The organism is Sphingomonas larreae (assembly GCF_051400595.1).
Classification (GTDB): Bacteria; Pseudomonadota; Alphaproteobacteria; order Sphingomonadales; family Sphingomonadaceae; genus Sphingomonas.
In genome coordinates, this window is sequence record NZ_JBLFFI010000001.1 from 99,331 (window position 1) to 122,950 (window position 23,620).

At 68.8% G+C, this 23,620-nt stretch carries 27 protein-coding genes; 16 read left to right on the top strand and 11 right to left on the bottom strand.

The features are described 5' to 3' along the window. Window positions 1–78 precede the first annotated feature (78 nt). Together glmS and glmU are read right to left on the bottom strand one after the other, a co-directional pair. Window positions 79–1,902: a glutamine--fructose-6-phosphate transaminase (isomerizing) gene (glmS, locus tag ACMGDM_RS00430; protein WP_436802170.1), complete on the bottom strand. Its 1,824-nt coding sequence runs from the start codon at window positions 1,900–1,902 to the stop codon at window positions 79–81. A gap of 1 nt (window position 1,903) precedes the next feature. Then, a complete protein-coding gene (glmU, locus tag ACMGDM_RS00435) occupies window positions 1,904–3,241 on the bottom strand; it encodes a bifunctional UDP-N-acetylglucosamine diphosphorylase/glucosamine-1-phosphate N-acetyltransferase GlmU (RefSeq protein ID WP_436802171.1) in 1,338 nt (445 codons plus the stop codon). A 73-nt stretch (window positions 3,242–3,314) separates the two neighbouring features. Between glmU and ACMGDM_RS00440 the strand changes: the two genes are divergently transcribed. The 10 genes from ACMGDM_RS00440 (at window position 3,315) to ACMGDM_RS00485 (ending at window position 12,281) form a co-directional block, all read left to right on the top strand. Continuing rightward, window positions 3,315–3,983, top strand: coding sequence for an HAD-IA family hydrolase (locus ACMGDM_RS00440; RefSeq protein WP_436803599.1), 669 nt, complete (start codon window positions 3,315–3,317; stop codon window positions 3,981–3,983). Then, entirely contained in the window at window positions 3,980–4,390 is a 411-nt protein-coding gene (locus ACMGDM_RS00445) for a VanZ family protein (protein WP_436802172.1), read from the top strand. The genes ACMGDM_RS00440 and ACMGDM_RS00445 overlap by 4 nt, the downstream gene beginning before the upstream one ends. Next, the gene (locus ACMGDM_RS00450) at window positions 4,387–5,586 is read left to right on the top strand and encodes a sensor histidine kinase (protein ID WP_436802173.1); all 1,200 of its coding nucleotides are present in this window, start codon (window positions 4,387–4,389) and stop codon (window positions 5,584–5,586) included. Before ACMGDM_RS00445 ends, ACMGDM_RS00450 begins: the two co-directional genes overlap by 4 nt. A gap of 103 nt (window positions 5,587–5,689) precedes the next feature. Beyond that, complete coding sequence (locus tag ACMGDM_RS00455; protein ID WP_436803600.1) at window positions 5,690–6,748, top strand: substrate-binding domain-containing protein; 1,059 nt, start codon at window positions 5,690–5,692, stop codon at window positions 6,746–6,748. After that, a complete protein-coding gene (gene pstC / locus ACMGDM_RS00460; protein WP_436802174.1) occupies window positions 6,748–8,124 on the top strand; it encodes a phosphate ABC transporter permease subunit PstC in 1,377 nt (458 codons plus the stop codon). Before ACMGDM_RS00455 ends, pstC begins: the two co-directional genes overlap by 1 nt. Then, window positions 8,117–9,412, top strand: a complete 1,296-nt coding sequence (gene pstA, locus ACMGDM_RS00465) for a phosphate ABC transporter permease PstA (protein WP_436802175.1) — start codon at window positions 8,117–8,119, stop codon at window positions 9,410–9,412. The genes pstC and pstA overlap by 8 nt, the downstream gene beginning before the upstream one ends. Beyond that, the gene (gene pstB, locus ACMGDM_RS00470) at window positions 9,412–10,179 is read left to right on the top strand and encodes a phosphate ABC transporter ATP-binding protein PstB (RefSeq protein ID WP_436802176.1); all 768 of its coding nucleotides are present in this window, start codon (window positions 9,412–9,414) and stop codon (window positions 10,177–10,179) included. Before pstA ends, pstB begins: the two co-directional genes overlap by 1 nt. A gap of 17 nt (window positions 10,180–10,196) precedes the next feature. Continuing rightward, complete coding sequence (phoU, locus tag ACMGDM_RS00475) at window positions 10,197–10,895, top strand: phosphate signaling complex protein PhoU (RefSeq protein ID WP_436802177.1); 699 nt, start codon at window positions 10,197–10,199, stop codon at window positions 10,893–10,895. Continuing rightward, a complete protein-coding gene (phoB, locus tag ACMGDM_RS00480) occupies window positions 10,895–11,587 on the top strand; it encodes a phosphate regulon transcriptional regulator PhoB (protein ID WP_436802178.1) in 693 nt (230 codons plus the stop codon). The genes phoU and phoB overlap by 1 nt, the downstream gene beginning before the upstream one ends. 235 nt (window positions 11,588–11,822) lie before the next feature. Further along, window positions 11,823–12,281 (top strand): hypothetical protein, encoded by a 459-nt coding sequence (locus ACMGDM_RS00485; RefSeq protein ID WP_436802179.1) that lies wholly within the window; start codon window positions 11,823–11,825, stop codon window positions 12,279–12,281. Window positions 12,282–12,405: 124 nt separating this feature from the next. Here the strand turns inward: ACMGDM_RS00485 and ACMGDM_RS00490 are convergent, their stop codons facing one another. Both ACMGDM_RS00490 and epsC read right to left on the bottom strand, forming a co-directional pair. Then, entirely contained in the window at window positions 12,406–12,747 is a 342-nt protein-coding gene (locus ACMGDM_RS00490) for a DUF2794 domain-containing protein (protein WP_436802180.1), read from the bottom strand. Next, entirely contained in the window at window positions 12,747–13,433 is a 687-nt protein-coding gene (epsC, locus tag ACMGDM_RS00495) for a serine O-acetyltransferase EpsC (RefSeq protein WP_436802181.1), read from the bottom strand. The genes ACMGDM_RS00490 and epsC overlap by 1 nt, the downstream gene beginning before the upstream one ends. Window positions 13,434–13,630: 197 nt before the next feature. Between epsC and ACMGDM_RS00500 the strand changes: the two genes are divergently transcribed. Next, entirely contained in the window at window positions 13,631–14,401 is a 771-nt protein-coding gene (locus ACMGDM_RS00500) for a sulfite exporter TauE/SafE family protein (RefSeq protein ID WP_436802182.1), read from the top strand. A gap of 45 nt (window positions 14,402–14,446) precedes the next feature. On the opposite strand, the gene ahpD is transcribed toward ACMGDM_RS00500, so the two are convergent. Next, the gene (ahpD, locus tag ACMGDM_RS00505; protein WP_436802183.1) at window positions 14,447–14,968 is read right to left on the bottom strand and encodes an alkylhydroperoxidase, AhpD family; all 522 of its coding nucleotides are present in this window, start codon (window positions 14,966–14,968) and stop codon (window positions 14,447–14,449) included. A 124-nt stretch (window positions 14,969–15,092) separates the two neighbouring features. Continuing rightward, complete coding sequence (locus ACMGDM_RS00510) at window positions 15,093–15,638, bottom strand: peroxiredoxin (RefSeq protein ID WP_436802184.1); 546 nt, start codon at window positions 15,636–15,638, stop codon at window positions 15,093–15,095. Between the two features lie 144 nt (window positions 15,639–15,782). Here ACMGDM_RS00510 and ACMGDM_RS00515 point away from each other — a divergent pair, with 144 nt between their 5' ends. Next, window positions 15,783–16,685, top strand: a complete 903-nt coding sequence (locus tag ACMGDM_RS00515; RefSeq protein ID WP_436802185.1) for a hydrogen peroxide-inducible genes activator — start codon at window positions 15,783–15,785, stop codon at window positions 16,683–16,685. 260 nt (window positions 16,686–16,945) lie between these two features. Beyond that, on the top strand, window positions 16,946–17,620 hold the full coding sequence (locus ACMGDM_RS00520; protein WP_436802186.1) for an energy transducer TonB: 675 nt from the start codon (window positions 16,946–16,948) through the stop codon (window positions 17,618–17,620). A 142-nt stretch (window positions 17,621–17,762) separates the two neighbouring features. Here ACMGDM_RS00520 and ACMGDM_RS00525 read toward each other — a convergent pair whose 3' ends face one another. From ACMGDM_RS00525 to pgsA, 3 genes are read right to left on the bottom strand one after another with little or no spacing between them, the layout of a single operon-like run. After that, window positions 17,763–18,194, bottom strand: a complete 432-nt coding sequence (locus ACMGDM_RS00525; protein WP_436802187.1) for a molybdenum cofactor biosynthesis protein MoaE — start codon at window positions 18,192–18,194, stop codon at window positions 17,763–17,765. After that, on the bottom strand, window positions 18,191–18,442 hold the full coding sequence (gene moaD, locus ACMGDM_RS00530) for a molybdopterin converting factor subunit 1 (protein ID WP_436802188.1): 252 nt from the start codon (window positions 18,440–18,442) through the stop codon (window positions 18,191–18,193). Before moaD ends, ACMGDM_RS00525 begins: the two co-directional genes overlap by 4 nt. Before the next feature lie 5 nt (window positions 18,443–18,447). Further along, window positions 18,448–19,014, bottom strand: a complete 567-nt coding sequence (pgsA, locus tag ACMGDM_RS00535; RefSeq protein WP_436802189.1) for a CDP-diacylglycerol--glycerol-3-phosphate 3-phosphatidyltransferase — start codon at window positions 19,012–19,014, stop codon at window positions 18,448–18,450. Between the two features lie 131 nt (window positions 19,015–19,145). On the opposite strand from pgsA, the gene ACMGDM_RS00540 reads away from it, so the two are divergent. Next, on the top strand, window positions 19,146–20,441 hold the full coding sequence (locus tag ACMGDM_RS00540; RefSeq protein WP_436802190.1) for an MFS transporter: 1,296 nt from the start codon (window positions 19,146–19,148) through the stop codon (window positions 20,439–20,441). Between the two features lie 381 nt (window positions 20,442–20,822). Here ACMGDM_RS00540 and ACMGDM_RS00545 read toward each other — a convergent pair whose 3' ends face one another. Beyond that, window positions 20,823–20,996 (bottom strand): hypothetical protein, encoded by a 174-nt coding sequence (locus ACMGDM_RS00545; protein WP_436802191.1) that lies wholly within the window; start codon window positions 20,994–20,996, stop codon window positions 20,823–20,825. A 96-nt stretch (window positions 20,997–21,092) separates the two neighbouring features. Between ACMGDM_RS00545 and ACMGDM_RS00550 the strand changes: the two genes are divergently transcribed. Continuing rightward, the gene (locus ACMGDM_RS00550) at window positions 21,093–21,617 is read left to right on the top strand and encodes a gamma carbonic anhydrase family protein (RefSeq protein WP_436802192.1); all 525 of its coding nucleotides are present in this window, start codon (window positions 21,093–21,095) and stop codon (window positions 21,615–21,617) included. A 94-nt stretch (window positions 21,618–21,711) separates the two neighbouring features. Next, on the top strand, window positions 21,712–22,683 hold the full coding sequence (locus ACMGDM_RS00555) for an NAD(P)H-dependent flavin oxidoreductase (protein ID WP_436802193.1): 972 nt from the start codon (window positions 21,712–21,714) through the stop codon (window positions 22,681–22,683). 419 nt (window positions 22,684–23,102) lie between these two features. Here ACMGDM_RS00555 and ACMGDM_RS00560 read toward each other — a convergent pair whose 3' ends face one another. Next, window positions 23,103–23,564 carry a DUF1465 family protein gene (locus ACMGDM_RS00560; RefSeq protein WP_436802194.1) on the bottom strand — a complete coding sequence of 154 codons (462 nt, stop codon included), beginning with the start codon at window positions 23,562–23,564 and terminating at the stop codon, window positions 23,103–23,105. Between the last annotated feature and the right edge of the window lie 56 nt (window positions 23,565–23,620).

Genomic DNA, 23,620 nt, shown 5'->3' on the forward strand with positions numbered 1-23,620 from the left:
CGGGTGGTGAGGGCGGGACAGAGCCTCGGCCGGCCGCGCGCTCCGGCGCTTAACGGAGCGGCACGGCGGCGCCTTGCCTCACTCCACCGTGACGCTCTTCGCCAGGTTGCGCGGCTGGTCGACGTCGGTCCCCTTCGCTACCGCGACATGATAGGCGAGCAGCTGCACCGGCACCGCATAGACCAGCGGCGCGATCAACGGGTGAACCTTGGGCATGGTGATGGTCGCGATGCAGCCTTCGCCCGCCGCCTCGACGCCGTCATAGTCGCTGATCAGCAGCACCTTCCCGCCGCGCGCCTGGACCTCCTGCATGTTGCTGACGGTCTTGTCGAACAGCGGCCCAGTCGGCGCGATCACCACCACCGGCACATGCTCGTCGATCAGCGCGATCGGCCCGTGCTTCATCTCGCCCGCGGCATAGCCCTCGGCGTGGATGTAGCTGATCTCCTTGAGCTTCAGCGCGCCCTCCAGGGCCAGCGGATAGTCCGTGCCACGGCCAAGGTAAAGCACGTCCCGCGCGCCGGCGACGGTGCCGGCGATGGCCTCGATCGACTCGTCATAAGCGAGCGCGCCATTGATCGCGGCGGGCGCCTCGGCGAGCTGGCGAACGATGCTGCGCTCCTCCGCCTCGGTCAGCCGGCCCTTAGCCTTGGCGAGGTTGGCGGCAAGCGCGGCGAGTACCGCGAGCTGGCAGGTGAACGCCTTGGTGGAGGCGACGCCGATCTCCGGCCCGGCGTGGGTTGGCAGCAGCAGGTCGGCCTCGCGCGCCATCGTGCTGGTGGGCACGTTGACCACCACCGCGATCGTCTGCTTTTCGGCGCGGGCGTGGCGCAGCGCGGCGAGCGTGTCCGCGGTCTCGCCCGACTGGCTGATGAAGAGCGCTAGGCCGCCCTCCTCCATCACCGGCGCGCGATAGCGGAACTCGCTCGCGACATCGAGGTCGACCGGCACGCGCGCGAACTGCTCGAACCAATATTTGGCGACCATGCCGGCATAGAAGCTGGTGCCGCACGCCACGATCGTGACGCGGCGGATGCCCGACAGGTCGAAGTCGGGGATCGGCAGCACGATCCGCCCTTCGAATCGCTGCAGGTAGCTGCGCAGCGTCTGGGCGACCACGATCGGCTGCTCGTAGATCTCCTTCTGCATGAAATGGCGGTGGTTGCCCTTGTCGATCAGCGCGCCGGTCACGCCCGAGATCGTCACCGGCCGGTCGACCGGCGCGTTGTCCCGATCAAACACCTGCGTGCCGTCGCGCGTGCAGACGACCCAGTCGCCTTCCTCAAGATAGGCGATCCGCTGCGTCAGCGGCGCCAGCGCCAGCGCGTCCGAGCCGAGATAGGTCTCGCCATCGCCATGGCCGACCACCAAAGGCGAGCCGAGCCGCGCGCCGATCAGCAGCTCCGGGTGGCTGCGGAACAGGATCGCCAGCGCGAAAGCGCCGTGGAGCCGCGGCAGCACCTCGCGCACCGCGTCCTGCGGCGCCGCGCCGGCCTCGACCTTCTCGCTGATCAGATGCGCGACGACCTCGGTGTCGGTCTCGCTGGTGAAGACGCGACCGCGCGCGATCAGCTCATCTCGCAACGCCTTGAAATTCTCGATGATACCGTTGTGCACCACCGCCACCTCGCCGGTGGCATGCGGGTGCGCGTTGTTGGTGGTGGGACCTCCGTGCGTGGCCCAGCGGGTATGCGCGATGCCGGTGTGACCGGGCAGCGGATCGGCGGCGAGTTCGCGCTGGAGGTTGATCAGCTTGCCCGAGGCGCGGCGGCGCGCCATCGCGCCACCCACCACGGTAGCGATGCCGGCCGAGTCATAGCCGCGGTATTCGAGACGCTTGAGCCCATCGAGCAGGCGATCCGCCACGTCGTCGTGGCCGAGGATACCGACGATACCGCACATGCTATTGGCCGCCCTTCTTCGCCTTCATCGACGCGCGGAAGCGCGCCGCCCAGCCCGCGCGTTCTTCCTGCCGAGCGCGCCCGAGGGCAAGTGAATCCTCCGTAACATCCCGGACAATAACGGACCCTGCCGCGACGATGGCACCATCTCCGATCGTCACCGGGGCGACCAACGCCGAGTTGGAGCCGATGAACGCGCCAGCCCCGATTATCGTGCGGCTCTTGAGATAGCCGTTGTAGTTGCAGGTGATCGTGCCGGCGCCGATATTGGCCTTGGCGCCGACCTCGGCGTCACCGATGTAGCTGAGATGGTTGGCCTTGGCGCCGGCGTGCAGCACCGCATTCTTCACCTCGACGAAATTGCCGACCTTTGCGCCGGGCTCCAGCAAAGCGCCGGGGCGAAGTCGTGCATAGGGGCCGACCTCGACCCCGCTCGCCACCGTGGCGCCCTCGAGATGGCTGAAGGCGTGTATCGTCGCGCCGTCCGCTACCTCGACGCCGGGGCCGAACACCACGTTCTGCGCGATCGTTACATCTCGGCCGATCACCGTGTCATGCGCGAACCACACCGTCTCAGGCGCGAGTAGCGTCGCCCCTTCGGCCATCGCTTGCGCGCGGCGCGCCTGCTGCCACGTCGCCTCCACCGCGGCGAGCTCGGCGCGGCTGTTGACGCCCGCGACCTCGTCCGCCGCCGCCTCGATCACCGCGGCCTGTCCCGACAGCTCGACCACGTCGGTGAGGTAATATTCGCTCGCGGCATTGGCGTTGCCGAGCCGCGCCAGCAGCGCGAACAGCCGCTCGCCACGCACCGCCATCAGCCCGGTGTTGCACAGGTCGACCGCGCGCTCGGCGGCGCTGGCATCCTTATACTCGACGATCTTCTCGAGCCGATCACCATCGGCTGCGACGATCAGCCGGCCATAGGCTCCGGGGTCGGCGGGGCGGAAGCCGAGCACCACCACCTCGGGCGAGTCGGCGGCGTGGAGCCGGTCGAGCATCGCGCGCATCGTCGCCGCGCTCACCAGTGGCACGTCGCCGTAGAGGATCAGCACGTCACCCGCGAAGCCCGCCAGCGCCGCCTCGGCCTGCATCACCGCGTGGCCGGTGCCGAGCTGCTCGGCCTGGTGCGCGGCCGCCGCGCCGAGCGGCGCCACCGCCGCCTCGACCTGCTCGCGCCCCGCGCCGACCACCACCACGGTGCGCTCGGGCGCCAGCGTCGCCGCGCTGGCGAGCAGATGGAGCAGCATCGGCCGCCCCGCTATGGGGTGCAGCACCTTGTGCAAATCGGACTTCATCCGCGTGCCCTTGCCCGCGGCGAGGACGACGATGGCGACGGGCATGTGGCTCGACATGACCGCGCCCTGCCACCCTTTGCTTGCCAATTCCAGTGCGGCGCGGCAACGCGGGGCGCGCATGACCGCTTTCCCTTTCTCGATCGTCGGGTTCGATCTCGACGGCACCCTGCTCGACACCTCGGGCGACCTCACCGCCGCGGTGAACCACGCGCTCGCCTCGGCCGGCCGCCCGACGCTGACGGTCGAGCAGGTCAAGCCGATGATCGGCGGCGGGGCACGCCATATGCTCGCGCAGGGCATGGCGGCGACCGGTGGTTGCTCGGAGGAGGAGCTGGCGGTGCAGCACCGCCGGCTGCTCGACTTTTATGAGGCGCACCTCACCGTCTACACGCACCCCTATCCGCACGTGATCGAGGCGCTCGACGATCTCGCCGCACGCCATGTGCGCGTCGCGGTGGTGACCAACAAGCTCGAACATCTCGCGCGCCAGGTGCTCGACGCGCTGGCGCTGACCGACCGCTTCGTCACGATCATCGGCGGGGACACGATGGGGCCGGGCAACGGCAAACCGTCGCGGCTGCCGATCGACGCGATGGTGGCGCGCTGCGGCGGCGGGCGCGCCGCCTTCGTGGGCGACTCGATCTACGACATCCAGGCCGCCCATGCCGCCGGCCTCCCCGCGGTGGCGTGCAGCTTTGGCTTTCTGATGCAGCCCGTGGAAACGCTTGGCGCCGACGCGGTCATCCACGGCTTCGACCAACTCCTCCCCACCTTGGAGCGGCTATGACCGACACGACATTGCCGGCGCGGGTGCGCCTGCTGTTCCTGCTCGCGCTGATTGCCGCCACGATCGGGGCGGTGACGCTGGCGCTGATGCCGCATCCGCCCGAGGTCACGCATGTCAGCGACAAGTGGCAGCACATGTTCGCGTTCGGCACGCTGACGATCCTGTCGGCGCTCGCCTTTCCGGCGGCGTCGTTGCTGCGGATCGGCGAGCGGCTGTCATTCCTTGGCGCGATGATCGAGGTGCTCCAGTCGATCCCGTCACTCCACCGCGATTGCGACATCAAGGACTGGATCGCGGATACGATCATCATCGTCGCGGTGCTGCTGGTGGTGGTGGTGGCGCGGCGCAGCGGCGTGGCCGCGACCCCTGCCCAGGCGCGGCCCGATGCGCTACACCGCGGCACGTGATCGACGAGATACCGCTCCGCACCTGGCTGGCGGTCGCGATCGCGGTGGCGACGGCGGCGGTGGTGCTGGTGCTCTCCGGCGGCGACGGCCAGACCGCGCTTGCCGCGCTGGCGGGCGGCGCCGCGCTGGTGGTGATCATCGCCACCATCCCCGAGGAACTCCCCGCCGACGCCGCGCCCGAGCCGACCCGGGCGGAAGTGCCTTATGAGGCGGCGCTCGAGGCGATTGCCGAGCCGGTGCTGGTGCTGCGCGCGGGCCGCGTGGTGGTGGCCAACGCCGCCGCCCGCGCACTGCTTGGGCAACATATCCTGGGCGAGGACGCGCGCGTCGCGATTCGTCACCCCGGCGCCGCGGAGCATCTCGCGGACGGTGCCGAGCACCCGGTCGACCTCGTCGGTATCGGCACGCTCGACCAGCGCTGGCAGATGCGCACCGCTGCGCTCGGCCCCGCGCTGCGGCTCGTCCATCTCGTCGACCAGACCGGGCAATATGCCGCCGAGCGGATGCGGGTCGACTTTGTCGCCAATGCGAGCCACGAGCTGCGCACCCCGCTCGCTTCGATCCTCGGTTATGTCGAGACGCTCGCCGATGCCGCCGGCGAGGATCCCGCGCTGCGCCAGCGCTTCCTCGGCATCGTCTTCGACGAGGCGCGGCGGATGGAGCGGCTGGTCGAGGACCTGATGAGCCTCTCGCGGATCGAGGCGGAGAAGTTCCGCCTGCCGCGTGCGGAGGTCGACGTGGCCGCGCTGGTACGGGACGCCTGCGCGGCGCTGCGGACCACGCACGGCAACCGCGGCGACGATATCCGACTCGATCTCGCCGACGTCGCGCACGTCCTCGGCGATCAGGCGCAGCTCTCGCAGCTGATCCACAATCTCGTCGGCAATGCGATGAAGTACGGCCGCGCCGGCACGCCGGTGGAGGTGTTGCTCAGTGCGGCGGATCGCAACGTCTGCCTCGTCGTGACCGACCAGGGCGAAGGCATCGCGCCCGAGCACCTGCCCCGCCTCACCGAGCGATTTTACCGCGTCGATCCCGGGCGTAGCCGCTCGCTCGGCGGCACGGGGCTGGGGCTCGCGATCGTCAAGCATATCGTCGAACGCCATCGCGGCCGACTCGACATCACCAGCGCGGTCGGGGTCGGCACCCGCGTCGCGGTCACGCTGCCGGCCGCGGCGCCGATGCCACTGTCATGAAGGCGTAACGCACGTGTCACATTGGCGGCGCCACCGGGGCCGCCACATGGGCCGCCCGCTCGGGGGTTTGATGTCGCGCTTCGTCAACGCGCTCGCGGCCAGGATGCCGGCCACGCTGCCGCACGCCGTGCTGGCAGCGACGGCGCTGCTGGCGCTGGGCGGCTGCCTCGACGAAGCGGCTGGCGGCGGCGCGGGATCGCGCGATCAGATCCGTATCGTCGGTTCGTCGACCGTGTATCCGTTCACCACGCTGGTGGCCGAGCAGTTCCTCGCCAACACGCCCGGCGCAAAGCCGCCGGTGATCGAATCGACTGGCACCGGCGCGGGGATGAAGTTGTTCTGCGGCGGCATCGGGGCGGCGCACCCCGATGTGGAGGACGCCTCGCGCCGGATGCGGCGTAGCGAATATGACGCCTGCGCCCGCCACGGCGTCACGGACGTGCTCGAGGTTCAGATCGGCATCGACGGCATCGCCTTGGCGGAGTCGCAGCGCGGCCGTGGCATGACGCTGACCACGAGCGACCTTTATCGTGCGCTCGCGGCCGCGCCGGGCGGGCGTCGCAACACGGCGCGCGTCTGGCGCGACGTCAATCCGGCGCTGCCCGCGACGCCGATCCAGGTCTATGGTCCGCCGGCGACCAGCGGTACCCGCGACTCCTTTGCCGAGCTGATCATGGGCGCGGGCTGCGAAGCGGTCGAGCCCGACACGCGCGTGCTGCGCGATCGCGCGCCCGATCTCTTCGCCGCGCGCTGCCACCGCCTGCGTGACGACGGCCCCTATGTTGACGCTGGCGAGAACGACAATCTGATCGTGCAGAAGCTGCAGGCCAACCCGGATGCGATCGGGATTTTCGGCTATGCCTATCTCGAGGAGAATGCGGGAGCGGTGCGCGGGGTGGCGCTCGGCGGCGTGGCGCCGACCTATGCCACCATCGCGAACGGCAGCTACCCCGGCGCGCGGCCGTTGTTCCTGTATGTCAAAAAGGCGCATCTGCGCGCCATCCCGGGCCTGCATGCCTTTCTGCGCCAATATGCCGCATTGTGGGGGCGGCAGGGCCCATTGGTGCGACGTGGGCTGATCGCCGCGCCCGACGCAGTGCAGCGCCGCGCCACAGCAGTCATCGCGACCGAAGCACCGCTCGATCCGGCGGAGCTCTCCTGATGGCACCGCTCGCGCTCGCCTTCGTGATCGCCGCGCTGGCGCTGATCGGCTGGGTCACCGCGCGCGCGCGCGCCGCGCGCTTCCGCCGCGCGAGCAGGCGTCGGTTCAGCTCGCTGCCGCAGCACCATGGCTGGTTCGTGGCGATGGGCACCTTGTTGCCGGCATTGCTGTTCCTCGCGATCTGGCACGTCACCGCGCCTGCGCTGGTGACCGATGCGGTGCTCGCCATGCCCGCCGCGGTGCAGCTTCCCGCGCCCGGATTCGACCGCGCCTCGATCCTGGCGGAGGCACGCAATCTCGCGGCAGGGCGTTCTTACGGTGCCTTCCACCCGCTGTCCGAACGGCTCGCGCCCGCTTACGCCGCCGCGCAGTCGCGCTACGACTGGATCGCCACCGCGCTGGCGCTGCTGCTCGCCTTCGTCGGTGGCACCTTCGCTTTCCTGCACGTCCGCCCCGACTTTTCGGCGCGCAGCCACGTCGAGCGCGTGATCATGGCGCTGCTGCTCGCCGCCTCGCTGATCGCGATCGTCACCACGTTCGGGATCGTCGCCTCGCTTCTCTTCGAGAGCATGCGCTTCTTTCGCATCGTGCCGATCACCGACTTCCTGTTCGGCACTCACTGGAGCCCGCAGGTGATCGACCCGCGCGACCCCGGCGCGACGCTCGGCGCCGTACCGCTGTTCTGGGGCACGTTCTTCATCGGTGCGGTGATCGCAATGGCGGTGGCAATTCCGCTGGGGCTGATGAGCGCGATCTACCTGACCCAATATGCGCAGCCGCGGACGCGACGCTGGATGAAGCCGCTGCTCGAGATCCTCGCCGGCGTGCCCACCGTGGTCTACGGCTATTTCGCCGCGCTGACGGTCGCGCCAGCGGTGCGCGACCTCGGCGTCGCGCTGGGGGTGAGCTGGGCCTCGTCGGAGAGCGCACTCGCGGCCGGATCGGTCATGGGGGTCATGATCATTCCCTTCGTCTCCTCGATGGCGGACGACTCGCTGTCGGCGGTGCCCGCGTCGATGCGCGACGGCAGCCTGGCGATGGGCGCGACCAGCTCGGAGACGATCAAGCGCGTGCTCGTTCCCGCGGCGCTGCCGGGTGTGGTCGGCGGCGTGCTGCTCGCGGTGAGCCGCGCCATCGGCGAGACGATGATCGTGGTGATGGCGGCCTCGGGCGTGGCGACGTTGACGCTCAATCCGTTCGCCAGCACCACCACCGTCACCAAGCAGATCGTCGACCTGCTCACCGGCGAGGCGGCGTTCGACTCGGCCAAGACGCTCGCGGCGTTCGCGCTGGGCCTCACCCTGTTCGTCATTACGCTGCTGCTCAACGTCGTCGCGCTGATCGTGGTGCGGCGCTACCGCGAAGCCTATGAGTAGGTCACTCGTCCCCGAGGCGCCGGTGAGTGCCGCCGCACCGGCCGAGCGGCGCCCGACCGACTGGCGCACCGCTTCGATGCAGCGGCGCGTGCGTGCGCGCTATGCCGCGGAACGGCGCTTCCGGCTGCTCGGGCTCGGCGCGGTGATCGCGTCGGCGGCCTTCCTGCTGTTCCTGATCGCGTCGATGGTAGCGCAGGGTGCGGGCGGCTTCGTAGAGACGAGGATCGCGCTGCCGCTCGACCTCGGGCGCGCCGGGCTGGCGGTCTCGCCCGCGCAACTGCGCGGCGAGCGTGCCGATCTCGCGCTCGCGGGCGCCGGTCTCGAGGGCGCGGTTGACGCTGCCGCCAACGCGGCCTTTCCCCGCGCGGGTGGCGCCGCGCTCCTGTCCGACGCGGCCTGGCTGTGCGTTCGTGAGGCGGTGAAGCTCGATCCGTCGCTGCTCCACCGGGCCGCGGTGATCCCGGTCCCGGTCGCCTCGCCAATCGACATCGCTTCCAAGGGCGGCGGCACCGCGGCGACGCGCGCCACCGCACGCGCGCTCGCACCCTCGCTGTCGCGTGGGCTCAACCTCGACTTCCTCGGCGGTGCCGATTCGACCGATCCGACTCGCGCGGGCATCTGGGGAGCGTTGAAGGGCTCGCTGCTCACGATGGCGGTGACGCTGTTGCTCGCCTTTCCGATCGGCGTGTTCTCGGCGCTGTACCTCGAAGAATATGCGCCGCGGAACCGCTGGACCGACCTGATCGAGGTGTCGATCAACAACCTGGCCGCGGTGCCCTCGATCATCTTCGGGCTGCTCGGGCTGGCGGTGTTGCTCGGCACCTTCCACATGCCGCGCTCGGCTGCACTGGTCGGCGGGCTGACCCTCGCGCTGATGACCACGCCGGTGATCGTGATCGCCGCGCGCAACGCGATCGGCGCGGTGCCGCCCTCGATCCGCGACGCCGCGCGCGCGCTCGGCGCCTCGCCGGTGCAGGTGGTGTTCCACCACGTCCTGCCGCTGGCGCTGCCCGGCATCCTCACGGGGACGATCATCGGCATGGCGCGCGCACTCGGCGAGACCGCGCCGCTGCTGATGATCGGCATGCGCGCCTTCATCGCCGCCCCGCCCGACCGGCTTACCGATCCGGCGACGGTGCTGCCGGTGCAGATTTTCCTGTGGTCCGACGACGTGCAGGCCGGCTTCGTTGAGAAGACCTCGGCCGCGATCATCGTGCTGCTCGTGTTCCTGCTGGCGATGAACGGCCTCGCCATCTACCTCCGCAACCGCTTCGAGACCCGCTGGTGATGAGCAACGCCCCGCCCAAGATGACCGCGAGCGGCGTCGACGTCTTCTACGGCGCCAAGCAGGCGATCCGCGACGTCAGCATCGACGTGCGCCAGGAGGACGTCACCGCCTTCATCGGCCCGTCGGGCTGCGGCAAGTCGACCTTCCTGCGTACGCTCAACCGCATGAACGACACGATCCCGGGCGCGCGCGTCTCTGGCGACGTGCGGCTCGACGGCGAGGACGTCTACGCCAAGGCGATGGATGTGGTGCAGCTGCGCGCGCGCGTCGGCATGGTCTTCCAGAAGCCCAACCCCTTCCCCAAATCGATCTTCGAGAATGTCGCCTATGGCCCGCGCATTCACGGACTGGCGCGCTCCAAGGCGGATCTCGCGCAGATCGTCGAGCGCTCGCTTACCCGCGCCGGACTGTGGAACGAGGTCAAGGACCGGCTCGGCGACTCGGGCACCGCGCTGTCGGGCGGTCAGCAGCAGCGGCTCTGCATCGCCCGCGCGATCGCGGTCGACCCCGAGGTGATCCTGATGGACGAGCCCTGCTCCGCGCTCGATCCGATCGCCACCGCGCGGATCGAGGAACTGATCCACGAGCTGCGCGGCCGCTACGCGATCGTGATCGTCACCCACAACATGCAGCAGGCGGCGCGAGTGAGCCAGCGCACCGCCTTTTTCCACCTCGGCCAGCTGGTCGAGTATGGCGACACGTCCGACATCTTCACCAATCCGCGCGAGGAACGGACGAAGGATTACATCACCGGGCGCTACGGCTGAGGGACGGGACGAGACGGATGGCGAACAGCCAGGAACATACGGTCAAGGCCTTCGACCAGGACATCGGCCAGCTGCGCGGGCTGATCTCGCAGATGGGCGGGCTGGCGGAGAGCGCGATCGCGGAGGCGATGGTCGCGCTCCAGCGCGGCGACGCCGAACTCGGCGCGCGCGTCGCCGCTGAAGACCGGCGGATCGATGCGCTCGAGGCGGAGGTGGAGCGCACCGCGGTGCGGATCATCGCGTTGCGCGCCCCCATGGCGGACGACCTGCGCGAGGTGGTCGCCGCGCTCAAGATCGCCGGCGTGGTCGAGCGCATCGCCGATTATGCCAAGAACATCGCGCGCCGCGTGCCGCAGATCGAGAGCGAGCACCGCATCGATCCGATCTCCACCCTGCCGGCGATGGCCAAGATGGCCTCCGAGATGGTGCACGAGGTGCTCAACGCCTTCGCCGCGCGCGATCCGGACAAGGCGCTGGCGGTATGCGAAAGCGACCGTGCGCTCGACGATTTCTACGACAGCATCTTCCGTACGCTCGTGACCTACATGGTCGAGAATCCGAAGACGATCAGCCAGTGCGCGCACCTGCTGTTCGTCGCCAAGAACCTGGAGCGGATCGGGGATCACGCCACCAACGTGGCGGAGATGGTCTATTTCGCGGCGACGGGGACGCGATTGACCGAGCGCGACAAGCTTCATCACGGGGGAACCATTTGATGGCCAAGGCCCGCATGCTGCTGGTGGAGGACGACGCCAGCCTCGCCGAACTGCTCGTGTGGCACTTCACGCGCGAGCATTTCACGGTCCAGCACACGATCGACGGCGAGGAAGCCTTGCTGATGGCGAAGGAGACGCCGCCCGACATCGTGCTGCTCGACTGGATGGTCGAGGGGATTTCGGGGATCGAAGTGTGCCGCCGCCTGCGCCGCGCTGCGGAGACGCAGAACGTGCCGATCATCATGCTCACCGCGCGCGGCGAGGAGGAGGATCGCGTTCGCGGGCTGGAAACCGGCGCCGACGATTATGTCACCAAGCCCTTCTCGCCGCGCGAGCTGGTCGCGCGCGTCGGGGCGGTGCTGCGCCGCGTCCGCCCCGCGCTGGCGGGCGAGCAGCTCACTTATGCCGACCTTGAGATGGACACCGTCGGCCACAAGGTGCGCCGCGGCGGCGAGGTGGTCGCGCTCGGGCCGACCGAGTTTCGGCTGCTCAAGCACTTCCTCGAACATCCCGGCCATGTCTTCTCGCGCGAGCGGCTGCTCGACAGCGTCTGGGGGCACGACAGCGACATCGAAAGCCGGACGGTCGACGTCCACATCCGGCGGCTCCGCAAGGCGATCAACGAGGGCGGCCGGCCCGACATCATCCGAACGGTGCGCTCTGCCGGCTATGCGCTCGACACGGGGCATTGATTGTTCGCTCAAAGACTTAGCAGGCTTTCGCCGGCGTAGAGACAGAGGCTGCTCAAGCGTTGCGCTGATCCTTCCGGGTTCCCGCGTTCGTGGGAACCCGAGCGGTCCTCGGATGGAACACCGTCTCCTCTTCGATGCGGCTTCGCAACGATGGACCTTTTCTCATGTCCGGATCGTTGGCCGACCCGCGTGACTTAACGCGTTTCTGTCCGAACGCAGGCAGGAGAGAGAGAATATGAAGACGATCCTTCTGGCAGCAGCCGCCGTCATCGCCATCCCGTCGATGGCGATCGCACAGCAGACCGCGCCGGCCGCTCCCGACGCGACGGCCCCGGCCGATGCGGCGCCCGCCCCATCGGCGGACACCGCGGCCGATCCCACGGCACAGACTCCGCCGTCGACCGGCGACGCGGCAACCCCGCCGTCGGCCAGTCCGGCGTCGCCGCAGCCCGCTGCCGGCGGCGCGGCGGGGACCGAGACCGCCGGCGGCTATCAGCCGTCGCAGCCGGCGCTGTCGGGCACGCCGCAGCCAGGCGCGACCGTGCGCTTCCAGCCGGCGCCCTCGCCCGACCAGGCCTATCCGGCGCCGGCGGCCAAGTCGGAATATCCGATCTGCAAGAAGGGCCAGTATGACGGCTGCATGCAGGCGAGCGACGCCGGCGGCAAGAAGCGCGTGCGCGCACGCCGTCGCTGAGGTGAACGCACGTCAGGCCGCCTGTTTACCGCGCGCGTGACGAGAGGAGGCGCTCCTCGATGCTGAGGAGCGCCTCCTTCCTTTTCGACGCCTGGGCGCCCGTCGCTTCGCCGGCTTTGAGGCCTTATTCCTCGACCAGCTTCATCAGCCGTCGCTCCACGGGCGCGAGCACCGGGCCGAGCTCGTGACCACGCCGGATCACCTGCCCGGCCTCGCCCATCAGCGCCCACATGCCCTGTCGGTGCCGCAGCACGGGACGTTTCTCGATGCGGAACTCGGGCCGCTCGGCGGTGCGGCGGAAGGCGCTGAACACGGCGGCGTCGCGGCCGAGATCGATGGCATAATCGCGCCAATGCCCGGCCGCGACCATCCGTCCGTACAGATCGAGGATGCGATTGAGCTCAAGCCGGCCGAACCCGACCTGGTTCGGCTGCGCGCCGCCGGGGAAAGGCGTGACGATCCCCATCAGGCGCGATCGCGCTCGGGCGGGCGGTCCTGCTCGGCGATTAGCGCGTCCAGACGCTTCTTCATGATCTCGAGTTCGCACCGCAGGATCTCGACCTTCTGGGTCGCGGGATCGAACACGTCGCTGCACGGCGTACCATAAGGCACGAATCGCGGCTCGGGCGCGGCGCCGCCCTCCACCATCGTCGGACGCGCGGGAATACCGACCATCACCGCGCCCGCTGGTACGTCGCGCGTCACCACTGCATTGGCGCCGACACGCGCGCGCGGCCCGACCAGGATGGGACCGAGCACCTGCGCGCCCGAGCCGATGATCGCGCCGTCCGCGATGGTCGGATGCCGTTTCCCCGCCACCCCATTGTCCGGGCTGGTGCCGCCCAGCGTGACGCACTGGTAGATGGTGACGTCGTCGCCGATCTCCGCAGTCTCGCCGATGACGACAAAACCGTGATCGATGAAGAAATTGCGACCGATGCGCGCGCCCGGGTGAATGTCGATCGCGGTGAGCATCCGCGCCACGTGGTTGACGATTCGCGCGCCCAGGAAGAAGCGCGCGCGGTACAGGCGATGCGCGACGCGATGGAAGGCCAGCGCCCACACGCCGGGATAGGTCATGATCTCAAGTCGCGAGTGCGGGGCGGGATCGCGCGCACGGATCGAGTCGAGATAGTCGGTCAGTCGCGCCATTCCTGTCCCCGCCGGCCCCTTGTCGCGCCGGCAGACTCGGCCGGTCGCACGCTTTCGATCGTCTCAGATAAGACGCTCGCGCGATGGTTTCCATAAGCAGCGCTTGGCCGCGCCAAACTCGAATTCTCTACCCGTGTTGTGGACAATGGCTCAACGCCCTAGGATCGTCGCGTTCAGCGGCCGGATCAGGAAGTTACATGCAGGCACTTGCACAGCTGGACATCGCCGGCCTTCTGCCGTTCGTTGCGGTCGGTTTCGGCGCCCAGCTCGTCGACGGTGCGCTCGGCATGGCGTTTGGGGTGATCTGCAACACGCTGTTGGTCGCGGTGATGGGCGTGGCACCGGCGCGCGCCTCGGCCAATGTCCATATCGTCGAGGCCTTCACCACCGCGGTGTCGGGGATCAGCCACGCCCTACACGGCAACATCGATCGGCGATTGTTCCTCCGGCTGCTCATCCCCGGAGTGATCGGCGGAGTCACGGGCGCCTATGTTCTGACCAATATTGACGGCGCCACCGTTAAGCCCTTCGTGCTCGGCTATCTGATCGCGGTCGGCATCTACCTGCTGGTGCGCGGGCTGATGTTCCCGCCGACGGTGAGCAAGCCCAGGGTGGTGGAGCCACTCGGCCTGATCGGCGGCTTCATGGATGCCGCCGGAGGCGGCGGCTGGGGACCGATCGTTACCTCCAACCTGCTCGTACAGGGGGTCGAGCCGCGCAAGGTGGTCGGCACGGTGAGCGCGGTGGAGTTCTTCCTGACCTCGATCGTCTCGGCCACCTTCATCTACCATCTCGGTGTGAAGGATTTTGCCACCGCCACGGTCGGGCTGCTGATCGGCGGGGTGGCGGCGGCGCCGCTCGGTGCGCTGTTCGCCAAGCGCATTCCGATGAAGCTGATGCTGGTCCTGGTCGGCACCGTGCTGACGATCACCAGCACCTACGGCTTCGTACGCGCCGTCCTGATGTGACGGCATGGCGGGGAAGCGGCGCAGCCCGCCCCCCGCACGACGCGATCACGCGCTGACGGCGTGGACCGTGGCGACCGCCTTCATCACCGAGGCGACGCGCACCGACGACTGGATCACCTCGGCGGTGACCCCGGCCTTCTTGAGCACCTGCTCGTGGCTGTCGATACACATGCCGCAGCCGTTCATCGCGCTGACCGCCAGGCTGAACAGCTCGAAATCGACCTTGTCGATCCCGGGCGCCGCAATCACGTTCATGCGCAGCTTGGCCGGCATGCGCTGATACTCGTCGTTACCGGCGAGATGGGTGAAGCGATAATAGACGTTGTTCATCGCCATGACGGCCGCCGCGGCGCGGGCGGCGTTGGCCGCCTCGGGCGAGAGCTTGTCGGCCACTTCGGCCTCGGTCGCCTCGACCAGCGGCTTGTGCCCCGAGCCATGCGCACAGGCGAGCAGCAGCCCGTACTTGCGCTGGTCGTTGAGCACCGTCTCGTTGAGCAAGGAACCGACGTTGAGCCGGATGTCCTTGGCGTAATCGGGCAGCGTGCCCGCGAATTCCTTGAGTGCCATGTCTCTCTCTCGAACGTGAATCGCCCCAGCGCGACCGGCCCTCGCGAGGGCGCGAGGGGTCAGCCGCCGCTGGGGCGACGCGAGGGTGGAGGAGGCGGGACGCGGGGCCCCGCCCCCGGATCGATCAGGCCGCGACCTGGAGGACGTCGTCGCCCTTGTTCCAGTTGCACGGGCACAGCTCGTCGGTCTGCAGCGCGTCGAGCACGCGCAGCGTCTCGGCCGGATTACGGCCGACATTGAGGCCGTTGACCTGCACCGCCTGGATCACGTTGTCCGGATCGACGATGAAGGTGGCGCGGAAGGCGACATGCTCGTTCTTGTCGAGAATGCCGAGCGCCTCGGCCAGCTTGGCGCCGTTGTCCGCCAGCCACGGGAAGTCGGCCGCAGCGAGGTCCGGATCCGACTTGCGCCACGCCAGATGGACGTGCGCGGTGTCGGTCGAGGCGCCGATCAGCACCGCGTCGCGGTCCTCGAAGTCGCCCTTGATCTGGCTGTAGCCGACGATCTCGGTCGGGCACACGAAGGTGAAGTCCTTCGGCCAGTAGAACAGCACCTTCCACTTGCCGGGGTAAGCGGTGGTGAGATCGAGCGTCTCGCCGGCGGGCAGCGCGCTGATGCCCTGCTGGACGGGAACGGTGATGGCGGGAAATTGATCGCCGATGGTCAGCATGGAAGCCTCCTGGAAAGATTGGGGTTTCCAGCCATCCTCTCACTGTCGGGCGGTGTGCCGCCTCTCGCTTGTTCCTTTGATAAGGTGCTTCGCATGATCGATCAAGTCGGTTATTACGCGCCAGCTGATCGAGAGAGGCGATGAATGGCGGCGACCTACCTACCCACGCTCAAGCAGCTGCAATATCTCGTGGCGCTTAAGGACCACGGGCATTTCGGCCGCGCCGCGGAGGCGTGTTTCGTTACCCAGTCGACGCTGTCGGCGGGGCTGCGCGAGTTGGAGACGCTGATCGGTGTCACGTTGGTGGAGCGCACGCGACGAGTGGTACGCTTCACCCCGCTGGGCGAACAGATCGCGAGCAAGGCCCGTACCGTGCTCCGCGAGGCGGAAGAACTGGGCGATATGGCACGCGCCGCGGGACGCCCGCTTTCGGGCGAGATGCGGATGAGCGTGATCCCGACGATCGCGCCCTTCCTGCTGCCGCGGGTGCTCCCGCGACTGCGGCGCGATTATCCCGATCTCAAGCTGTTCCTGCGCGAGGAGCCGAGCGGTCCGGCGTGCGAGGCGCTGCACAACGGGCGAACCGACTGCGTGCTGCTTGCCCTGCCTTATTCCTGCGGTGAGGTGACCACGCTGCGTCTGTTCGACGATCATCTCTTTCTCGCCTTTCCCGAGGGCGAGATGCCCGCCTCCTCGGCGGCGGTGAGCCCGGCCGAGATCGACGAGACACGGTTGCTGCTGCTCGAGGACGGTCACTGCCTCAAGGAACATGCGCTGGCAGCGTGCAACCGCGCTGAACTGCGTGCGGAAGCGACGATGCTGGGCACCTCGCTGCATACGATGGTGCAGATGGTCGACAACGGCCTGGGAGTGACGATGCTCCCCAAGATCGCGCTCGACGCGGGGATCCTCGATCATACCCATGTCGCCGCGCGTCCGCTCGACGCGGCGCACCCGGTCCGCACGCTGGCGCTGGTATGGCGCCGCGCCTCGCCGCGTGAGCGCGACTTCCAGCTGCTCGGGGACGTGCTGAAAGCGGCGGCGTAATGGGGGTGGCCCTTTTTTCCGCTGCGCCGTCCTGAACGTGGTTCAGGATCTGCGATGCCGCTCGCACCGTCCGGCTCGGTGAGCCCCGAGACGCATCCAGCAAGGCGCAGCGCGTCGCCGCACCTGTCCCACTTTGCCGCCAAACCGGGTCGACCCGCGGCTTGACCGCTGTCCGGCCGAGGCGCAGCCTTCTTCGTCCGGAGCTCGCCGATGGTCGGGCAAGATGGCCGCCAGGGCACTCCAGGATGGAGGGTAGTCGCATGGCTTATGCAGACCAGGTCCCCGGTTCGAGACGCCTCACCACCATCGCCGCGGTCGCCGCGATCCATGGCCTGATCGGCTATGTTTTCGTCAGCGGCATGGCGGCCAGCTTCGTGACGACAATCACCACCGAGCTGACCACCCATAACGTGCCGATCGAGACGCCGCCCCCGCCCGATCCCGCGCCAACACCGACGCAGATCGCGCCGAAACAGCAGCCGACCGTGCCGAACATCGTCACCCCCAAGCCGCTGGTGGAGGTGAACGCGACGGAAAAGCCGTTCACGATCGAGCCGGCGCCTCCCATCATTCCGATCACCCCGAACGCCGCCGGTACCGGCGCCGTCGAGATCACCGCTCCGCCGGCACCGGTGAACAAGGCGGTCGGCGTGCGCGCGCGCGGCGATCGCACCCAATGGATATCGACCGACGATTACCCACCTTCCTCGATCCGGGCGGGAGAGCAAGGCGTCGTCGCGATTGCGGTGCAGGTCGATGCCACCGGCAAGGTCAGCGGCTGCAGCGTGACCGCGTCCAGCGGTTATGGCGCGCTCGATCAGGCGACCTGTCGGCTCTACCAGCGCCGCGGCCGCTTCACCGCCGCGCTCGACGCGGCGGGGACGCCGACCGCGGCGACGTTCACCGATCGCGTGCACTGGGTCTTGCCGCGGTGAGCTGAGCAGAGCGCTCGCTTACTTTCTCCTTACCCCGGCGCAGGCCGGGGTCCAGCTGCGGGACGGCGGTGAGTTTCCCTCGACCGCTTCGCAACTGGGCCCCGGCCATCGTCGGGGCGACGATCAGATGGGTGGGCGTCCGCTAGCCCCAGCGCGCCGCTGCGGCATCGTCGCTCCCCCGCGCTTCCACCCAGCGCGCGGTGCCGTCGACCGTCTCGCGCTTCCAGAAGGGCGCATCGGTCTTGAGCCGGTCGATCAGATAAGCGCAGGCTTCCAGCGCGGCGGCGCGATGCGGTGCGCAGGTGCCGACGAACACGATCCGCTCGCCCGGCACCATCGGCCCGACGCGGTGGACGATCGTCGCCGAAGTGAGCGTCCAGCGCGCACAGGCCGCCCTTGCCAGTTGCTCCAGCGCCGCCTCGGTCGCGCCGGGATAATGTTCCAGCTCGAGCGTGGCGACCCCGTCGTCGCCGCGCACCAGCCCGGTGAACGTCGCCACCGCACCGTCGTGCTCGAGCACGACGAACTCGGCGGCGACGTCGATCACCGCGGGCGAGACAACGACGCGGATCATCCGCCCGTCACCGGCGGGAACAGCGCCACCTCGCGCGCGCCCGCGATCGGCGCGTCAAGCGTGACGAACGCCTGGTCGACCGCCGCGCGCAGCCGCTCGGGCGCAGCGAAGGCGGCGGCATGGCGCTCGCTCCCTGCAGCCAGCCACGCGACCAGCTCGGCGACGGTGCGGACCGTGGGTGGAGGCGTCACCTCCTCCTCACCGACACCGATGCGCTCGCGCACCCAGGCGAAATACAACAGCCGCACCGCGCTCAATCCATGTGCCGCAGGCCGACGCGGAGATAATCCCAGCCGGTCACGATGGTCAGCGCCGCCGCCCCCCACAGGCTGGCGAGCCCGATCTGGTGGACCCACACCGCCGCCGGCACGGCGCCGGACAGGATGAGCGCGCCCAGCGACACCAGCTGGAGCGTGGTCTTCCACTTCGCCAGCCGCGACACCGGCAGCGACACCTGCAGCCCGGCGAGGAACTCGCGCAGCCCGCTCACCGCAATCTCGCGCAACAGGATTACCAGCGCGGCGATGATATGGACGCCGGTGATCACCGCAATGTCGTCGTGGCGCGTCCCGACAAGCATGAGGATCACCGCGGCGACCATGATCTTGTCCGCGATCGGATCGAGGAACACGCCCAGCTTGGACACGGTGCCCTGCGCACGCGCCAGATAACCGTCGAAATAATCGGTGATGCCCATCAGGCAGTAGAGGCAGAAGGCGATTGCGAAGCCGGCCTGCCAGCTCGGCCACCACAGCAAGGCGACCAGCAGCGGCACCGCGACGATCCGCGACAGCGTCAGGAGGTTGGGCAGTGACAGCATCGCCTGCCGACGTGGACCGCGGGTCGCGCCGGCGCAAGCACCAGGACGCGAAAAACAGCGTTTGGAACGCGCGCGCCCACCCGCTATGGCCGCGACAAGTACCAACAATCCGAAGGGCCCGGTCCCGCGTCATGATCAATGCCCTCGGGCTGCTCAAGCGGCGGCGCTTCCTGCCGCTGTTCACCACCCAGTTCCTCGGTGCCTTCAACGACAATCTGTTCAAGACCTCGATGGTGCTGTTCGCCACCTATGAGATCTTCGCCGACGAAACGCAGGAGAGCTTCTTCAACGCGCTGAGCGCCGCGCTCTTCATCCTCCCCTTCTTCCTGCTCTCGGCGCTCGCCGGGCAGCTCGCCGACACGATGGACAAGGCGCGGATCATCCGCATCGTCAAGACGGTGGAGATCGCCATCATGGCGGTCGGCACCGCCGGGCTGTTGCTGGCGCGGACCGGCGCGGTGACACTGCCGCTGGTGCTCATGCTCGCCGCGGTGACCGGACTGGGCGTCCATTCCACCTTTTTCGGCCCGATCAAATACGCCATCCTGCCGCAGCACCTCGACGAGGACGACGTGCTCGGCGGCACCGGGCTGGTCGAGGCGGGCACCTATCTCTCCATCCTGCTCGGCACGATCGTGGCGGGGTTCGTCTATCGCTCCACCGCCGTGGTGGCCGGGCTGACGATCGTGGTCGCGCTGCTCGGCTGGCTCACCGCGCGGGCGGTGCCGCCGGCGCCGCGGCTCGGCCCCAAGCTGGCGCTCGACCTCAATCCGCTGCGCGCCTCGTGGCGACTGATCGCAGGGACGATGCACATCCCGCGGCTGTTCCTCGCCATCTGCGCGATCAGCTTTTTCTGGACGATCGGGTCGGTGCTGATCATCGTCTTCCCGCCGCTGGTCAAGAACGTGCTGACCGCCGACGCGAGCGTTGCCAGCCTCGTCCTGGCGGTCTTCTCGGTCGGTGTCGCGATCGGCTCGGTGGTGATCAACCTGCTGCTGCGCGGCCAGATCTCGGCGCGCTACTCGCCGATCTCGGTGATCGCCATGGGCGTCGCGGTGCTGGCGTTCCGCTGGGCCGTGGGGCTGTGGACGCCCGCGCCGGCGGGGCATCGCTTCGACATGATCGGCTTTCTCCACCAGCCGCACGCGTCACTGGTGCTGCTCGCGCTGCTCGGCGTGGCGATCTTCGGCGGCATGTTCGTGGTGCCGCTCTACGCTTTTCTCACCACCACGGTGACAAAGGATCATACCGCGCGCACGGTCGCGGCGAACAACGTCGTCAACGCCGGTGCGATGACGATCGGCTCGATCGTGGTCGCGGCGATCACCGCAGCGGGGGTGACTCCGTCGCAGCTGCTGCTGCTGGTGGCGGGAATGTGCGTCGTCTCGGCCTTGATCGCGCAACGGCTCCACCGCGCCTGCGACTGAGCCGGGCCAGCTCCAACATTCCTTAACATTCGCGGGGCGTGAGGCGGAACCTCGGGTTCGCACCTGAAGTGACTGTAGTCGCTGGGTAAATGCGAGGCGCGGGGCGCTGCCTCGCCGCGCGGCGTGGGTGCGAATGTTGAGAAAGTTGAGGCGCCAGCGCGGTTCGGCCCGCGGGTGCGCCCCGAGGAAATCGTTTGGCCACCGGCGTGTGTCGTTGCGCGCGACCGCCGGCGATGAGAGAGAGCGCCGACCGCAGCGTGGCAGATGACGCGCGTGTAGGACAGCGACGGGTGAGCGGCCGAGCGATCGGCGGGCGCCCGCGCTGCCCCCTCCTGACGTCGACCAGGGCAGCCGAAACGGGCCGCTCGCCCGCCCCGCCGGCTATGCGATCAGCGTATAGAAACAGGTGAAGAAGGCGGAGAAGCTTAGCGCGAACAGCTTCACGTCCTCGCTGCCGCGCCGCGCCGCCGCGGCGACGAGCGGCGCGGGCGGCGGGAGCAGCCGACGGAAGGGGTGGCGTGCGCCTTCATTGGTGAGGACGAGTCTGCGATCCATAGCCATGTCTTAACGCAATCTTTACTTCTTCGACCACGACCATCGTGTCGCGCCGGCTTCCCGCCGCGGGACACGAGCAACAGAAGGGACACGACGATGCCGCTCTACGCCTTCAAGGGACAGCAGCCGACGCTCGCCGAGCGCGCCTGGGTGGCGCCGAGCGCCGATGTGATCGGCGACGTGCAGCTCGGCGAGGATGTCGGCGTGTGGTTCGGCGCGACCATCCGCGGCGACAATACCGCGATCGTGGTCGGCGCGCGCAGCAACGTGCAGGAGGGCTGCACGCTCCACTCCGATCCGGGCGCGCCGCTGACGATCGGCGCGGACTGCACGATCGGGCATCGCGCGATCCTGCATGGCTGCACATTGGGCGATCGCGTGCTGATCGGCATGGGCGCGATCGTGCTCAATCGCGCGGTCATCGGCGAGGACTGCCTCGTCGGCGCGGGCGCGCTGGTGACCGAGGGCAAGACGTTTCCGCCGCGCAGCCTGATCCTGGGCAGCCCCGCGCGGGTGGTGCGCGAACTCGACGAGGCCGCGGTGGCGGCGCTGCGTGCCTCGGCGGCGCATTATGTCGAGAACGCACACGCGGCCGCGGCGACGCTCGCTCCCATCGCCTGACGTCGGACCGGTCGATCGTGGCGCAGATGACAGCGGCGCGGTTGACGTGGCGTCATGCTTGCCAGCGTCCCGATGCCTCCACATAAAAGCGCGCATGTCGATCCCGCCGCTCCTGTCGCGTCTCCGGCTCCCGATCATCGGCTCGCCGATGTTCATCATATCGGGACCGGAGCTGGTGATCGCGCAATGCAAGGCCGGAATCGTCGGCTCCTTCCCGGCGCTCAACGCGCGACCGGAGACGATGCTGGACGAATGGCTGCATCGGATCACCGAGGAGCTGGCAGCGCACAACCGCACGCATCCGGAGCGTCCCGCCGCGCCGTTCGCGGTCAATCAGATCGTTCACCGCTCCAACGACCGGCTCGAGCGTGACCTGGCGGTGTGCGCGAAATGGCAGGTGCCGATCACCATCACCTCGCTGGGCGCGCGCGAGGACCTCAACCATGCGGTCCACGCCTGGGGCGGCATCACGCTGCACGACGTGATCGACGACCGCTACGCACGCAAGGCGATCGAGAAGGGCGCAGACGGGCTGATCGCGGTCGCCGCGGGTGCGGGCGGACATGCCGGGCGGCTCTCACCGTTCGCGCTGGTGCAGGAGATCCGCGCCTGGTTCGACGGCCCGCTCGCGCTGTCCGGCGCGATCGCCACCGGCGGCGCGGTGCTGGCGGCGCAGGCGATGGGCGCGGACTTCGGCTATATCGGCTCCGCCTTCATCGCCACCGCCGAGGCCAATGCCGACGCGCGCTACAAGCAGGGGATCGTCGACGGCGCGGCGGCGGACATCGTCTACACCGACCTGTTCACCGGGGTGCACGGCAATTATCTGCGCGCCTCGATCGTGGCCGCCGGGCTCGATCCGGACGCGCTGCCGCAGGGCGACTATCGCACGATGGACTTCGGCTCGGCGTCGAACAACGCTGGCGGCGCCAAGGCCAAGGCATGGCGGGACATCTGGGGCTCGGGTCAGGGCATCGGCGCGGTCGACCGGATCGAGCCGGTGGCGGAGCGCGTCGCGCGGCTCGAGCGCGAATATGAGGCGGCACGCACTCGGCTGCGGGTGTGAATCGGCGCGGCCCGGCCTGACCGGTCATTTGCTCGAGGGCGTCCGGGACTTCGAGGAACGCGTTCCGTCATCCGTCATCCGTCATCCGTCATCCGTCATCCGTCATCCGTCATCCGTCATCCGTCATCCGTCATCCGTCATCCCGGACCTGTTCCGGGATCCACCGCACCGCAAGAGCAACATTTCGGGCATGCGCGGCACGGTGGATCCCGGACCAAGTCCGGGATGACGGACGAGCTTTGGGGAGAGCCTCGCTCGCAGACGGGAGATCTCACCCGCTACGCCCGAATCACCAACCGGCAGAACAGGAGCGCTATTTCACTCCCCTCCTTGGAAGAGAGGGGTTGGGGGTGGGTCAGCGGGTCTCACGGGGCGGTCCTTCCGAGGTCCGGCCCTTCCAGCGAGGGGAGTTGCCGCCCTCAGAACGCGGTCGCGAGCCGGTCCAGCATCGAGCGCGCCGGGCTCGCCATCGGTGCATCGGCGAGCTGCGCGCGGTCAAGCCGTTCGACGCGGCGGTGCAGCTCGCTGCTCGCCATAATCATCGCGCGCGCGCGCTCGGGCAAGGTCTCGATCTCGCTCGCCGCGGTCGGGGGCGCGGCGCCGAGCCGCCGACCCGGCTCGATCGCCTGCGCCGCGCTCAGCTCGCCCGCGATCACCGCGCGCTGGGTAAGCAGCCAGGCGATCACGTGCATCAGCCGCGTCGTCACCTTGAGCGACTCGCAGCTGAAGGTCACCCGCTCGATCGGGGTGAGCGACTCGCGCTCGGCGCGGCCGCCCTCGTCGAAATAATGCCGCGCCTCGTCGGCCAGTACCATTGCGTCCATATAGACCGTGTCGATCAGCCGGCGCTGCATCTGCTCGGCGTCAAGTAGCTGTGCCATGTCATTGATTCTGCCACGAACCGCTCGGCGGCGCCAAGCGCGTTGACCATCTTTCC